This window comes from Tanticharoenia sakaeratensis NBRC 103193, from assembly GCF_000963885.1.
Lineage (GTDB): Bacteria > Pseudomonadota > Alphaproteobacteria > Acetobacterales > Acetobacteraceae > Tanticharoenia > Tanticharoenia sakaeratensis.
Genome location: NZ_BALE01000014.1, coordinates 1 through 14965, shown reverse-complemented (window position 1 = coordinate 14965; position 14965 = coordinate 1). Strand labels below are relative to the sequence as shown.

Below are 14965 nucleotides of genomic sequence, written 5' to 3'. Positions count from 1 at the left end.
CTGCCATCGTATCACCGGACGGCCATGCGGCCAAACGCCGGCTAGCTACGATCGTCCGACGTGACGCCAAGCTGCTTGAGCTTGCGATGCAGCGCACTGCGCTCCATGCCCACGAAATTGGCCGTCCGGCTGATGTTGCCGCCGAAGCGCAGAAGCTGGACCTGAAGATACTGGGTCTCGAACAGGTCGCGCGCCTCGCGCAGCGGCAGGCTCATGACGTCCGCACCCGCATCCAGTCGCGTCATGGACGGCGCGCCCTGTCCGATCGTCGGCGGCAGCATGTCCGCGCGGATCGGATCGCCGTTGGCACCCGGCATCATGATCAGCAGGCGTTCCATCAGATTGCGCAGCTCGCGCGCATTGCCCGGCCATTCGTAGGCCTGCAGGGCCGCCATGGCATCAACCGACAGCTCGCGCGGCGTCATCCCCGCGTTCTCGGCATAGCGCTGCAGGAAATGGCGCGCGAGGCCGGGAATGTCCTCGCGGCGTTCGCGCAGGGACGGCAGCCGCAACGGCACGACGGCAAGGCGGTAGTAGAGATCCTCGCGGAAGCGCCCGGCCACGATCTCCGCCTGAAGATCGCGGTTGGTCGTCGCCAGCACCCGGACATCGACCTTCACGCGGGTCGAGCCGCCCACGCGTTCGAAGGTCTGGTCCTGCAGGGCGCGCACGATCTTGCCCTGCGTCTCGAGCGGCATGTCCGCGACCTCGTCCAGCAGGAGCGTGCCGCGATGGGCGCGCTCCAGCAGGCCGGTCCGGCGCCTCGGGCCGTCCGTCTGGCCTTCGAGGCCGAACAGCTCTTCCTCGAAGCGTCCCGGCGCGAGTGTTGCGCAGTTCAGGGCGATGAACGGTCCTTCCGCGCGGCGCGAGCGTGCATGGATCATGCGCGCCGCGACTTCCTTGCCCGCTCCGGCAGGGCCAGTGATCAGGACGCGCGATCCGGTGGGCGCCACGCGATCGATCTGGCTGCGCACGGACGAAATCGCCGCACCGTCGCCGAACAGGGCCGTCTCGACGCCCGCCCGCAGGCGCAGTTCCGCATTCTCGCGCGCAAGCCGCGCCGCTTCGAGCGCGCGCCGGATGACGACGACGAGCCGATCGGACTGGAACGGCTTCTCGATGAAATCATAGGCACCGAGCTGAAGGGATGCGACCGCCGTCTCGATCGTCCCGTGCCCGGAGATCATGACCGTCGGCAGGCCCGGTTCCTCGGCCTGCATGGCCTTGAGGATCCCGATGCCGTCCAGCTTCGACCCCTGCAGCCAGATGTCGAGGATGACGAGCGACGGCCTGCGCGCACGGAATGCCGCAATCGCCTCGTCGGAGTTGCCAGCGACACGGGTCTCGTAGCCTTCGTCGCGCAGGATGCCCTCGATGAGGAGCCGGATGTCCGGCTCGTCATCGACGATCAGAATCTCATGCTCCATCGTGATCTCGGTCGTGCTCGTTCATGGGCAGCGTCAATGTCGATAAGGTTCCTCGGCCATGGGTACTGTCGGACAGCGTGATCGCGCCGCCATGGTCCTCCATGATCTTCTTGACAATCGCAAGACCCAGACCGGTACCTTTCGCCTTGTGGGTCACATAGGGCTCGGTGAGGCGATGGCGATCACCCTGCGGTAATCCGATCCCGTCGTCCTCGACCGCGATGATCGCGACCGTACCACGCGTCTCGAGTGTCACGCGGATGTGACCGCGCACGGAAGAGACGCGCATCGGCCCGGACTGGGATGCCCCAGCCGCATCAGGAAGTGCGGCCTGCGAATCATCGGCCTCTTTCTCCACCATGGCAATGGCATCGGCCGCATTCTGCAACAGGTTCGTCAGCGCCTGATTGACGAGACGGCGATCGCACAGGATCCGGGGCCCGGATGCGGGTAGGGTCTGGGTATCGAACACGATCTCGGGATGGGCATTGCGCTGGAGCACCAGCGCCTCCCGGATCAGACGCGAGAGGTCCTCTTCGCGGAAGATCGGCTGCGGCATCCGTGCGAAGGCCGAGAATTCGTCCACCATGCGGCCGATATCGCCGACGTGGCGCACGATCGTGTCCGCGCACTGGCTGAACGTCTCCGGATCGGTCGTGATCTCACGCAGGAAGCGGCGCTTCAGTCGCTCGGCGGCCAGCTGGATCGGTGTCAGCGGATTCTTGATTTCATGGGCGATGCGGCGGGCGACGTCGGCCCAGGCCGCCTTCCGCTGGGCGGAAAGCAGGGCCGTGATGTCGTCAAACGTCACGACATAGCCGGCGACTTCGTCTCCGTGCAGTTCGGCGGTGATCCGCACGAGCAGGATCCGCCCGGAAATCGACCCCGGTCCGTCACCCAGAACCTGATCCTGGGCCTCGACGCGGACCTCGCGGGTCAGCACATGCTGTGGCTGCACACGGACCTCGCCCAGCATGGCTGCGAATTCCGGGACGATTTCGGCCAGATGCGTGCCGATCCGCCCGCCCAGATCCCGATGCAGCAGGCTGGAGGCCGCGCGGTTGGGCAGTTCGATCACTTGGGCCGAATCGAGGCCGATCACGCCTGCCGAAACACCCGACAGTACGGCTTCGGTAAATCGCCGGCGCTCGTTGATCTGGTCATAGGCCAGCATCAGCTCGCTCCGCTGGCTGGCCAGCTGGTCGGTCATGCGGTTGAAGGCGCGCGAGAGGCTGCTGACTTCGTCATCCTTGCGGGGCGCGGCACGCGGATTGACCGGCACGCGAACGCCAAGATCGCCTTCGCTGATCCGGCGCGCAGCGAGGATCAGAAGACCGAGGGGATTGGCGATCTGGTTGGCCAGAACGAGCCCCGTCAGCATGCCGCATGCCATGACAAGCAGCGTCAGCAACGCGAAGATCAGGACGAACGTGAACTGGGTCTTGCCGCGGTTCGCATTCAGCCGGGCGTATTCGGCCACGACCTCGTCCGTCTTGCGTACATGCGCCAGAATCTGCGGATCGACCGGCCGTGTGATGACGAGCATCAACTGGGGAGCATCGCCGAACGGCACCACGGCGCGCACCGTCGTCTGATCGGGGCTTTCAAGCACCGCGATCTCGTTGTTGCGCGCCATGGCGATCGCGGTTTTCGGCGGCAGCTTGTCACGCGTCATGTTGACGCGGGAAAACACGCCGCCACTGGCGATCACCTTCGCCGGATCGGAATCCGGGTTGAAGACGATGGCTTCCGTCAGCCCGTGGGCGAGTGCCTCGTCATCAAGGTCCGACGCCAGTTCGTTAGGATTGTGGATGAGATCGTCGCCGTTGCGCATCATCTCGTTCTGCTCGGCGGAGACGAGGTCGTTGGCGATAGAAAACGCGTCCGACCGGATATTGGCGACGTGCTCCTGAAGATAACCCGCTGCCACGTCATGCGCTTCGGTCAAGGCCGTGTTGACGCGTTCGGAGAACCAGATCTGGATGCCGAAATGGAAGAACAGGGCCGCCAGCACACCGACGAGCACCGTCGGGATGACGCTGACGATGCCGAAGAACGTGATCAGGCGAACATGCAGGCGCGCGCCTGCCAGCCCGCGCCTCCGATCGGCGAGCATGCGCGCGACTCGGGCCAGCACGACAGCCGCGAGCAGCACGAACACCACGAGATCCAGCCCGAACACCACGGCCTGGAGCTGCGGATGATGGGCGATCGACACCCCGCCGGCCAGCGCCACGAAGGTCGTGAAGACGAGGCCGAGCGCCATGACGGCCAGCAGGAACGCCACGTTCAACGACGCAACGCGCTTGAGCACGGTCTGCCACATGCCGCGCTCGCGCGTGCCGACCTGCATGCCGGTCATGGTTCCGCAGCCCCGTCCAGCGCGGGTTCGGCACGGCGACCACGTGCAGGCGCGCGCATGACCCGGGTTGCGATGCCGAGGTCGCGGATCCGCTTGCGCAGCGTGTTGCGATTCATGCCCAGAAGCGCTGCGGCGCGGATCTGATTGCCACCGGTCGCGGCCAGCACCCCGGAGATGAGCGGCCGCTCCACCTCGGCGATGACTTCCTCGTGCAGGCGTCCTTCGACGGCACTGCTGAGATCATGGGCCGCGAGATAATGTTCGATATGGCGGCCGATCGCGGCCTGAAGCGTCTCGGCCGGGGCAGGGGCGGAGGGAAAGGGAGGCGCTGCCGGCGTGCTCGGCGAGACCGGCGCCTGCCTGCCCGTCTCGGCGGCATTACGGCCCGGCTCGGCCATCAGGTCGGCGCGGACCATGGCTTCGTCCAAGGTCGGCCCGGGATGAACACTCGCGATCCGCCCGATCGCGGTCTTCAGCGCATCGAGATTGCCCGGCCAGTCCTGCCGGGACAGCAGGCTGCGCGCGCCGTCGGTAATGCTGGTGGCAGCCCCGACATGCGCCGCCTGCCAGAAATGCGCGGCCAGAATGCCGATATCCTCGCGTCGCTCGCGCAGCGGCGGGACGCGCAGCCGTACCGTGTCGAGACGGTAGTACAGATCGGCACGGAACCGCCCCGCGCGGGCAAGCGCCGCCAGATCGTCGTTCGCCGACACCACCAGACGAAAATCGGGCGGATGGGCACGATCCTGCAGCAGCGTCAGCAGGGCGACCTGCGCCTGAGGCGCCAGGGCCTGAAGATTGGCGAGATAAAGGGTACCGAACGTGGCGCGGGCGAACAGTCCGCCGTCTTCCGCGGTATTGCCGGTCAGCCATGTGACCTGATCGGCAGGCGGGATCGCCGCCGTATCCGCGATCACCAGCGGGCCGTTGCGGCGTGGGCCGCTCTCGTGCAGCACGCGCACGACCATCGATCGCCCGCATCCTCGCTCACCCAACAGCATGAGCGGCAGGACGGATGCCGACAGGCGCGCGACGCCTTGTCGCAGTTCCTCGATCGACGACGAAACGCCTGTCAGCGCGGAGGGCGCGCGGAGGGCCAGTGCATGCATCGTGGCCGACTGCGCGGGCGCCTGCAGAAGGGCGGAAACGCGATTGAGCAGAAGCGGCAGATCGAACGGTTTGGGCAGGTCATGCGGACCGGCCACGGAGCCACCCAGGCGCAGAACCGGCAGCTCCGGCCGCGCGGATGAGATCTGCTCGGCGGCGTCACCCGACGTCAGTGTCGCATGATCGGCAATCAGGAGATCGCCTTCGCCATCCTCGATCCAGGCCATGAGCGCCGATACGGATGCAGCCGCTCGCGCCTGATATCCGGCGCGGCCGAGCGCTTGCGCAAGGACGGTGCGGATCGCACGATCCGGGTCGAGCAGCAGCACGGTAGGCAGGATGGCGGACACGGCGTCGGACTGGGGCATGATCGTGTTGGTGATAGCCGGGATCGGCCGCAGCGCAAGGGCACGCCCGCACCACCTGCCGCTTTCCTGACCAGTGGAGGAAACGGACATCCGTGAAAAGCGCGTTGCGGCGTGCATTCAGGGCGTAAGGTCTTCGAACGCGGGCAGATAGAGTGCAACCATCGTGCCGCGTCGTCCGGGGGCGTCGTCGCCTGTCTGCAGCTCGATCAGGCCTGCGTGATCGTCCACGATCTGGGCCACATGGGCCAGACCCAGACCATCGCGCATGTCCTCGGGCTCGATGCCGGGACGCAGGCTTGCGAATGGTGCGAACAGATGCGGCAGCACCGCACGATCGATGCCCGGCCCGTCGTCCTGCACCGAGATCTCGAGCGGCAGGTCGGTCCGTGATGCACCATGGGACAGTGCCGTTCCGTGACGGAAGGCCGTGCCGAGCTTCACCACATGTGTGGCGGCCGCAATGGCATTGCGCATCAGCTCGATGACCGCTGCCACCAGTCGTTCGCGATCTCCCCAGGCCGGCGGCAGCGATGGATCGTAGGTCTCCTCGATCCGGATACCACGCGCGGCCGCTTCGGCGGCACAGGCTTCGCGACCCTGTTCCATGACGCGGTGCAGGTTGACCGGGCGTCGCTCGAGCGGCCCCTGATCGAAGGCCGCGATCCGGTCCAGCAAGGCTGCGATCCGATCGCCTTCTTCCCGGATCAGCACGGCCAGGTCGCGATCCGGCGCAGGCAGTGTCGCCTCAAGCAACTGTGCGGCGCCTCGCACGGCCGCCAGTGGATTGCGAACGCCCCGCGCCAGCAGGCGGGACAGACCATTGAGGGATCGCGCGGCCGATCGGAAGCGAAGCCGCCGCCGCAGACGCTGTGCCTGCGTCCATTCATGGATCGTCAGAACCGCCGGTGCGTCGCCTGAGGGATGCGCATCGGCGTCCATCGCCGCAAGCGTTATGGCCGCCTCGACGTATGCTCCGTCGCCGCGTCGCAGCCGGACCGCATGCTCGATGACCGGATGGCCGGTCGACAGATACGTGTCCAGCAGGGCCGACAACGGCGTTTCCGCGCCGAACAGATCCATGACGCGCCTGCGGCACAGCCGCGCACGCGAGACGTGGAAGAACTGCTCCGCTCCTGCGTTGGCGAGCAGGACATGGCCCTGCCGATCGAAGACGAGGCAGGGCGGCTGCAACGATTCGAAGGCCAGTGCGGCCAGTTCGACGGACGAGGACGGCCTTGCGTTGGCCGTGGACACGCCCTGCGCAGCGACGGGCGACGCCTGCGGAGCCCGGCCCCGCGCGTCGTTCATGCGGCCTCGGCCTGGTCCTGTGCTCCGCCGTCCCGATGGCCGACGCGGGCATAGCGTGCTGTCGCGCGGTCCACGCCCGCGTCGATCAGGCGATCGTAGAACGCGCCCAGCATCTCGATCGCGGTGGGCGCATCGTCCACCCGGTTGATGGCAGAGCGGAAGCCTGCGGAATCCGGCAGCCCCTGCGAGTACCAGGAGAGATGCTTGCGGGCCAGACGCAGGCCCGGACGCGTGCCGAAATGCTCCAGCATGGCGTGGTAGTGCGACAGCGCGATGGCCTTTTCGGTTGCGAGGTCCGGGTCCGGCACGTCCCGCCCGTCGCACAGGCTGGCTGCGACCTGCGCCGGGAGCCAGGGCCGTCCGTAACAGCCACGCCCGATCATCACGCCGTCCGCCCCGGACTGCGCGAGCGCCTGACGCGCATCGGCGACGTTGTGGATGTCGCCGTTGACGATCACGGGGATCGAGACCGCCTGCTTCACGCGGGCCACGAACGCCCAGTCGGCAGTGCCGGTGTAGAACATCTGCCGCGTGCGGCCATGGACCGTCACCATGCGGATGCCGCAATCCTCGGCGATGCGGCCGAGCGTCGGCGCGTTCAGGGACGCATGATCCCAGCCCATGCGCATCTTCATCGTGACCGGCACGTTGACCGCGCGCACGACGGCCGCGAGGATCCGGCCCGCCAGTTGTTCGTCACGCATCAGCGCCGAGCCGGCATGCTGACCGACCGCGACCTTCTTGGCGGGGCAGCCATAATTGATGTCGATCAGGTCGGCACCCTGTCCGACGGCGATGCGCGCGGCTTCCGCCATCGCCTCGGGATCGCAGCCGGCAAGCTGCACCGCGTTCGGTCCGTCCTGCGCGCTCTGGGCCATGCGCATCGTCGTCTCGTTTTCGCGGATCATGGCCCATGACGCGATCATTTCGGACACGACAAGACCCGCGCCGAGCCTGCGGGAGAGCTGGCGGAACGGCAGGTCTGTCACGCCCGACATGGGCGCGAGGATGACCGGCTGCGCGATGGTGACGCGAGGGCCGAGCGTGATGGGGCGCAGAAGTGCGTCGGAGGCGGCGGACTGGCTCATGATCCGGCCGAAAATAGGCGTTCGGTCCGGGCGATGCAAACACCGATCGCTGCAACCGTATCCGGTTCGCCGCGCTGTCCTCACGAGAATGTCAGAAGAGGTCCCCGATGCCGCACGTCACCGCCAACGACGGAACCAGGCTGTATTATGAAGAGCACGGCTCAGGCCGGCCGCTTGTCATGATCCACGGCTGGACGTTCTCCGGTCGCTTCTTCCATCGCAACGTGCCCGCCCTTGCCGAGCACGCGCGGGTCATCACGATCGATCTGCGAGGCCATGGGCGCTCGGACAAGCCCGATCACGGCTACCGGATTCCGCGCCTTGCGGCCGATCTGCGCGATCTGATGGACGCCCTTGATTTGGACGATGTGACGATCCTCGGCTGGTCGATCGGCTGTCCGGTGATCTGGTCCTATCTCGAGCTGTTCGGCACGACGCGCCTGCGCGATGCAATCTTCGTGCAGCAGACACCGCGCCAGTATTTCAGCACCAAGTGGAAGCTGGGTCATGCCGCCTGCTACGATCAGGCCGGCCTTGCCGAGACCGTCACCCAGCTCGCGCTTTCGCCTAAAGAATTCGACGAAAGTAATCTCGACGGCTGCGCGGCGAAGCCGATCCCGGGCGAGGAACGTCGGTTCCTGCTGGACGAGATGGCGCTGAGCCCCACTCATGCGCGTGCTGCGATGATGGCGGATCATACCGTCCATGACTGGCGCGACGTCATCCCGCATTTCCAGATTCCGGCACTCATGATGGTCGCCGAGAAGGATACGGTGCTCGATCCGAAGGGACCGGCCTGGGTGCCCGCGCATATGCCGAACTGCGAAGAAGCCCGTTTCACGGACAGCGCGCACATGATCTTTCTCGACGAGACCGAGAAATTCAATCGCACCGTTGTGGAGTTTCTGGCCCGATGAGCGCGTTTCCGTTTGCCTTTGGCGTCAATGAATTCACCACGCAGCCCTGGTCCTTCGAGGACGACGTGCGGCATTACGCGGAACTCGGCGTCGGTGCGATCGAGATATGCGAAGCCAAGCTCGACCCGGCACGTGTAACGGAGCAGATGCGCGCGGCGCGGGAGGCAGGCCTTGCCATCAGCGCCGTCCAGCCGAAGGTCCGGACCTTCTTTGCCAGCCGGATGGCCCCGGAGCCCGAGGACAGCGCTGCGCGTGTCGCGGCGTTCGGGGACAGCATCGTGCGGCTGGCGCCCGAGGCGCAGGGCGCGTCCTTCGTCATGAACACGGGCGCCGCGCCGGACGGCAACATGCATCGCGTCATGGATGAGACGGTCCGCCATCTGCGCGATATGGCGCCGCTCGCCGAAGCACAGGGTGTCACGATTTCGGTCGAGCCGCTCAATCCGACATCGGTCAATGTCGAGAGCGCGATCTGGACGATCGACCAGGCGATGGACATCATTGCGGCCGTTGGTCATCCGGCTGTCGGGCTGTGCCTCGATTACTGGAATATCTGGCAGCAGCCCGATGTCGAGGGCGCGATCCGGCGCGCGGGAGACCGGATCTTCGTCGTGCAGGCCAGTGACTGGCGCACGCCGTTCTCCGCAACCGATCGCCTGATCCCGGGCGATGGCGCAATCCCGCTCGGACGATTGCTGCGCGCGACCCGGGACGCCGGGTTCAAGGGAACCTGCACGGTGGAGATCTTCTCGAGTAACGTGCCGGACAGTCTTTACGATGGCGATCCGGCAGACGTCATCCGTCGGAGCCGCGACGGGCTCGAACGCGCCTGGGCTGCGACATAGAGACCAGGGGCGGCGTGTCGGCCGGATGCAGGAGCCGACACGCCCGGTCCACAGTCAGGATGTGTGAAGTTTCGCCTCGGCCTGAGCCCCGGCGGAGCTTTCGCGCATCATCGCGATCGGGATGAGGGCCAACAGGCACAGTGCCGCCAGCAGCGTGTAATGTGCCGTAAAGCCCGAGTGGTCGATCAGCCAGCCGCCGATCGGGGCCGCGACCACGCCGGACAGGCCAAGCCCGATGCCTACCATCAGGCCCAGGCCCGATGCGGCCGATCCCGGCACGATGTCAATCACGGCAGCGTAAAGCACAGGGTAGGGGGAATTGCGGAACAGCCCCCAGCCGAGCAGCAGAAGCCATGCCATCGGCACGCTGGAAATATAGGCCATGAGAAAGATGCTCACGGCGCTGCCGATCGCAATGATGTTGAGCGAGAACTTGCGTCCCCGATGATCCGAGATCGTGCCCCAGACAACCTGGCCGATCCATCCTGTGATGCCTGACGCGCCCGAAATGGTCGCGGCAACCGCGAGCGACACATGCACTTCGCGTGTGAGCTGCAGGGTCAGGAAGCCGGTGACGGCTGCCTCGGTCCAAAGAAAGAGAAAATTGGTGATGACGGCGAGGGCGACGTTCCGGTCGGTTCGGATGACGCGATACAGGATCGGGAACGGGTTCTTCAGATAGGGTGCAGGCTTGTGGTCGCGGGTCAGCGACGGCGTCAGGTTGTTGTCCGTGATCCAGGTATTGACGCTGTCGAGATGCTGCCATTTCGCCAGGATGATCTGCATCACCACGATCGGCACGGCCAGCAGCGGCAGCAGCAGGAAGACCTCCCGCCACGTCCCGAACAGCACGATGCCCGCGATCAGCAAGGGGCCGACAAACTGGCCGATCGGAAAGCCGGTATGATGCGTGCCGACCGCAAAGCCGCGATGTTCCTTAGGCCACCATTCACTGATCATGGCGACGTTGATCGGCTCCAGGCCGCCGGTTCCGATCCCCATCGTCACCCGAAGAACTTTGAACAGGAAAATCCCTTTCGCGAATGCGGTCGCAATTGACGATGCGATGACGACCGCCACGGTCAGGCACCATGCCCAGGCGCGGCGCGGTCCGCCTCCCATGGCATCGCCGAAGATGCCGAGGATGACGCCGCCGATCGTGCTGCCCAGAAAGCTGAGGGACACCAGGAAGCCGCCCTGCATGGCGTCGAGGTGGAAGTCCGTCAGCAAAGCGGGCAGGACGGTCGGGAGAATGGCCCGGTCGATCGACGTGATCAGGACGGCGCCCGTGGTGACAAGAAGCATCCACCACGAAATCGAGTGGGCTTTCGGGATAAAGCGCCTGAGTGACGATGATTGCTGAAGTGCCGCGCCATCAGACGCTTGCGGAACATCAAGTGCATCCATTTCGACAAGTCCGGTTCGGGATGTGCGCTTGCGGACCTCGGACAGACGACCGAGGCGCGGCGCGTATCCCCCACGCCGGCGGGCGCGGTCATGGCGGAGAAACAGGCAGTTTTCAGAATGACGAAGCAGCGCTGAGGCGCGAGAAGTGAACCGGCACTCGTAGGTATCTCGGCATGCCGATCCAAAGCGTTTTCATGGAACGAAGCAGGCGCGATGCCTGACGCCGGAGTGCAATGTCCCGGTCAGCGCGTGAGAGCATGCGGCGCAGGATGCCTGCCCGATCCTCCAGAAGTCTCCTCCGGAAGCAGGCATGTCGCCCCTGCGGGCGGTCCTGCTTGCAGATGGCAATCCGGTCGAGGCAATGATCGAGATCCGTGCGTAGACTGTCGTGCATTGCGCCAAAGCCCCATGCGCCGCGTGGGGTTGCCGGACACATGGTCCGCCGCACCCTCCTCAGATCGGGCAGGGATAGATTATTAAATTCCTGTCATCCAATAGTGCTTTTGAAGGGCGCGATCGGGTTTTTATATCGCCTCTGCGCCATACCGGCGTCTGTCAGCCCTGCTCGATCACGATCGGCGCGAGACCCGGCGGATGAGGTCGTCGTCCTTCGTCCCAGCCATGCATGATGAAATGCAGAAGGGGCCAGATTCCGAAAAAATTGTCGGTCGCGACATCAAGATTCTCGCGCGCATACCAGTCCGCATCGAAGCGGTCGAAGACATGACGCCGTTCGTCCGGATCGCTCTTGTGCACGAGATACCCTTCCGGCGGTGCCGCATGCAGCACGATGCCGCCGCTTCCCAGCACCGGCTCGGGATCGATGGCAAGCTCCGTCAGATAGGGAACAAACCCCGGCATGTAGATGTCGGGTCGCCCGCGATACGAGGCTTCGAATGCCTCTCCTGTCGTCCTGAAATAGTGGGCGAGGTGCGCGCCTTCTGCCCGGTCTTCGGCCAGTCGCCGGTCGTCGCCGCCGGTCAGGTGATACAGCTTCTGGCGCGCGAAAGCCCGGATCGCCTCGAAATCGGGACGATTGTGCATATGGAAATACACGAACGGTGTCTGGACCCATCGTTCCGGCATCGTGCTGACAGGGGCATGGAATCCATGATCGAGCGTCACGATCGTTCCGGCACGAAACAGCCCGCGCTGAATGCTCTGGGGCAGGAAATAGCCGGGGCGCAGCGGAATGTTGAGCAGAACGCGATTGGTCAGAAACGTGCCCTGCTCGCGACAGACTGCCGCGCAGGCAGCCAGGATGCTCTCCCTGTCGAGAGCCAGCCGGTCGGTCAGAACGCCCACGAATTCATCGCAGTCGAGTGGGATGGCCAGGTCGTAATCGGCGTCCCTGTCCCAGCCGCGAATGATGTCGGAGACGATCTCGCCCTTGGCGGCAAAATCGGCCGGGGTCATGTGGCCGCGAATAATGTGAACGCCACGGGCCTCCGCGCTGCGCAACGTCGCCAGCACGGCCGGATCGTCCGAGCCGTTGTCGATCACACAGAGATTGGGCAACCCGAACAGCAAACCGTGATGACGCAGCCACAAGGGCAGGAGAGCCACTTCGTTGCGTTGCATCATCACGCAGCGTACGCGTGGTTCGGGTGCTCCTGTCACGCCCGCTGCAACTTGGTCGACAGGATCATGGCCGAGTGGGTGCGCTCGACGCCCGGGATCGTGCCGATCGCATCGATCGCATCATCAAGGGCCTCGGGGCTGTCGGCGCCCAGCATCGCGATCATGTCGGCAGGCCCGGTAACGGCATGCAGCTCGCGCACCGCATCGATCTGGCGCAGCGCGCGCTCGACCGACTTCGCATGACGCGGCGTAAGCGTCACCATCACCTGCGCCCGCACGGCATCCGCATTGCGCGTTTCCACGATGGTGTAGCCGCCGATCAGCCCCTGCCGTTCCAGACGATCGATTCGCCCCTGTATCGTACTGCGGGACAGGCCGAGCCGCCGCGCCAGTGTCGCGGTGGGCATGCGCGCATTGCGGCGCAGGAGATCGAGCAGGGCCTTGTCGGTCGCATCGTTTGCCATTGCAACGACGGTAGCCGACGATCTGACGGTTGAAAACACTCGGCGGTCGTCGGATCGCCGGTTGAGACACGTCGCCCGCTCGGCCGAACATCCTTCCCGCGAAGCATTCATGTTCAGAGCGGGATAAAACGGAATGAAGAAGATCACGGTCATCGGGGCAGGCAAGATCGGAGCCATCGTCGCGGACTTCCTCCACGCGACGCGGGATTATGCCGTGACCCTTGTGGATCGTGATGCGGCGCATCTGAGCGGGCTCGACCTGCACAGCGCGATCGAACGCTGCGTGATCGACATCGCGCAGGACGGCCTGGGCAATGCGCTGGACGGGCAGTTCGCGGTGCTGTCCGCAGCCCCCTTCCACCTGACGGAGACCGTCGCGAAAGCAGCGGCTGCAGCCGGCGTTCATTACCTCGACCTGACCGAGGACGTGGCCTCGACGCGTGCCGTGCGCAAGCTGGCCGAAGGGGCCAGAACCGCGTTCATTCCGCAATGCGGCCTGGCACCCGGCTTCGTTTCCATTGCGGCGCACGATATCGCCCAGCGTTTCGAAAGCGTGGACACGATCCGCCTGCGCGTCGGCGCGCTGCCGCGCTTTCCGGCCAATGCGCTCGGCTACAACCTGACCTGGAGCACGGACGGCCTCATCAACGAATACATCGAGCCATGTGAAGCGATCGTGGACGGCAAACGGGCACTCGTGCTCGCGATGGATGGATACGAAACACTTGGCGTCGACGGCGTGGCCTACGAGGCATTCAATACGTCAGGCGGGCTGGGCTCGCTGTGCGAGACATATGACGGGCAGGTGCGGGAGCTGAATTACCGCACGATGCGCTATCCGGGTCATCGCGACCTGATGAAGGTGCTGCTGTCCGACCTGCGCCTGTCCGAGCGTCGTCACATCCTGCACGATATCTTCACCCACGCCCTGCCCACCACGACGCAGGACGTCGTCGTCGTGTTCGTGACCGTCTCGGGTCAGCGCGACGGGCGCCTGCAGCAGGAAACGTTCGCCCGCACGATCCACGCCCGCGAATTTCTGGGCGCACACCGCACGGCAATCGCACTGACGACGGCCGGCGCCCTGTGCGCCACCCTGGATCTGCTGGCGGAAGGCGCAATCCCGCAGGAAGGTTTCGTGCGGCAGGAGGACATCGCGCTGGCCAGCTTCCTCGGCAACCGCTTCGGGCAGGTTTACGGACGGGAGTGACGGCGGGGGCGAGGCAGGGTTCGGCGCGTCGGGTTTGTTTCAGGCGGAGGCGGCACAGGGAAGGCTCCCTCGGATTCCGCTTTCACGTTCGTCATCCGAACAGTCGTTCCCCCGCCCGAAACCCGGCGTGCCACCCGTGGTCAAACGGGCTGCATGACATCAGCCGGAATTTCGGCCTGGCTGTTGCTTTTGTGCCCGTACAACCAGCGTATCGAGCACCGAGAGGAAACGGGATCGATCTGTCTTCCCGAACGCAGCCCCGCCCGGGGTCATGACGCCGGCCGAGCGCAGATCGGTCATCAGATTGCGCATCGCCAGCGCCATGCCGATCGCATCACTGTCAAGGAGCCGTCCCTTCGGTTCGAGGACATACGCTCCCTTCTCGACGCACCGCGCCGCCAGCGGAATATCCGCCGTGATGACGATGTCCCTGTCCGATGCGCGTTCGGCAATCCAGTCATCCGCGACGTCAGGTCCTGAATCTACCACGACGCGCTCAATCAATGGCGATTCCGGCACCGCGATCATTCGGTTGGAGACAACGAAAACGTGCAGGCCATAGCGTCCGGCGACGCGATACACCTCGTCCTTCACCGGACAGGCATCAGAGTCGATAAAAATACGGATCATCCCGCCAGCCTGCATCAGCGCCGGATGAACCGCAAACTCTGGTAACATGATCCTGGCTGTGCGGATGGCTGGCACTGCCCTCATGCCGGACATGAGCGAGCCAGTCCCCATGCCGTGAAAGCCGACACAAACCCCTTATTGAAGGGACTCGTTCAGGAGAGGCACGACCCACTCCATAAAAGCCTGCAGACGCCGTGAGACATGCTTGCGATGCGGATAGAGGATGGTCATCGGCAGGGGCTCCGCCCGCC

General features: G+C 65.2%; 12 protein-coding genes. 3 read left to right on the top strand and 9 right to left on the bottom strand.

Translation table 11 applies throughout. The features are described 5' to 3' along the window. Window positions 1–41: 41 nt before the first annotated feature. Genes ntrX through dusB form a run of 5 tightly spaced genes read right to left on the bottom strand, consistent with a single transcriptional unit; the run spans window position 42 to window position 7660 of the window. Window positions 42–1427, bottom strand: coding sequence for a nitrogen assimilation response regulator NtrX (ntrX, locus tag B8446_RS06540; protein ID WP_048848491.1), 1386 nt, complete (start codon window positions 1425–1427; stop codon window positions 42–44). Further along, window positions 1417–3789, bottom strand: a complete 2373-nt coding sequence (locus tag B8446_RS06535) for a sensor histidine kinase NtrY-like (protein ID WP_241767666.1) — start codon at window positions 3787–3789, stop codon at window positions 1417–1419. Before B8446_RS06535 ends, ntrX begins: the two co-directional genes overlap by 11 nt. Next, window positions 3786–5354: a sigma-54-dependent transcriptional regulator gene (locus B8446_RS06530; RefSeq protein ID WP_158507533.1), complete on the bottom strand. Its 1569-nt coding sequence runs from the start codon at window positions 5352–5354 to the stop codon at window positions 3786–3788. The genes B8446_RS06535 and B8446_RS06530 overlap by 4 nt, the downstream gene beginning before the upstream one ends. A 27-nt stretch (window positions 5355–5381) precedes the next feature. Next, a complete protein-coding gene (locus B8446_RS06525) occupies window positions 5382–6572 on the bottom strand; it encodes a two-component system sensor histidine kinase NtrB (RefSeq protein WP_048848488.1) in 1191 nt (396 codons plus the stop codon). Further along, a complete protein-coding gene (gene dusB, locus B8446_RS06520; RefSeq protein WP_048848486.1) occupies window positions 6569–7660 on the bottom strand; it encodes a tRNA dihydrouridine synthase DusB in 1092 nt (363 codons plus the stop codon). Before dusB ends, B8446_RS06525 begins: the two co-directional genes overlap by 4 nt. Window positions 7661–7767: 107 nt before the next feature. Here dusB and B8446_RS06515 point away from each other — a divergent pair, with 107 nt between their 5' ends. Then, entirely contained in the window at window positions 7768–8577 is an 810-nt protein-coding gene (locus B8446_RS06515; protein WP_048848483.1) for an alpha/beta fold hydrolase, read from the top strand. Beyond that, window positions 8574–9422, top strand: a complete 849-nt coding sequence (locus B8446_RS06510) for a sugar phosphate isomerase/epimerase family protein (protein WP_048848481.1) — start codon at window positions 8574–8576, stop codon at window positions 9420–9422. Before B8446_RS06515 ends, B8446_RS06510 begins: the two co-directional genes overlap by 4 nt. Before the next feature lie 54 nt (window positions 9423–9476). Here B8446_RS06510 and B8446_RS06505 read toward each other — a convergent pair whose 3' ends face one another. From B8446_RS06505 to B8446_RS06495, 3 genes are all read right to left on the bottom strand, one after another. Further along, complete coding sequence (locus tag B8446_RS06505) at window positions 9477–10829, bottom strand: MFS transporter (RefSeq protein ID WP_048848479.1); 1353 nt, start codon at window positions 10827–10829, stop codon at window positions 9477–9479. A gap of 555 nt (window positions 10830–11384) precedes the next feature. Beyond that, complete coding sequence (locus B8446_RS06500) at window positions 11385–12413, bottom strand: glycosyltransferase family 2 protein (RefSeq protein ID WP_048848477.1); 1029 nt, start codon at window positions 12411–12413, stop codon at window positions 11385–11387. Window positions 12414–12445: 32 nt separating this feature from the next. Then, window positions 12446–12874: an Lrp/AsnC family transcriptional regulator gene (locus tag B8446_RS06495; protein ID WP_048848525.1), complete on the bottom strand. Its 429-nt coding sequence runs from the start codon at window positions 12872–12874 to the stop codon at window positions 12446–12448. A gap of 133 nt (window positions 12875–13007) precedes the next feature. Between B8446_RS06495 and B8446_RS06490 the strand changes: the two genes are divergently transcribed. Further along, window positions 13008–14084, top strand: a complete 1077-nt coding sequence (locus B8446_RS06490) for a saccharopine dehydrogenase family protein (RefSeq protein WP_048848475.1) — start codon at window positions 13008–13010, stop codon at window positions 14082–14084. A 159-nt stretch (window positions 14085–14243) separates the two neighbouring features. Here B8446_RS06490 and B8446_RS06485 read toward each other — a convergent pair whose 3' ends face one another. Further along, the gene (locus tag B8446_RS06485; RefSeq protein ID WP_048848523.1) at window positions 14244–14714 is read right to left on the bottom strand and encodes a YaiI/YqxD family protein; all 471 of its coding nucleotides are present in this window, start codon (window positions 14712–14714) and stop codon (window positions 14244–14246) included. Between the last annotated feature and the right edge of the window lie 251 nt (window positions 14715–14965).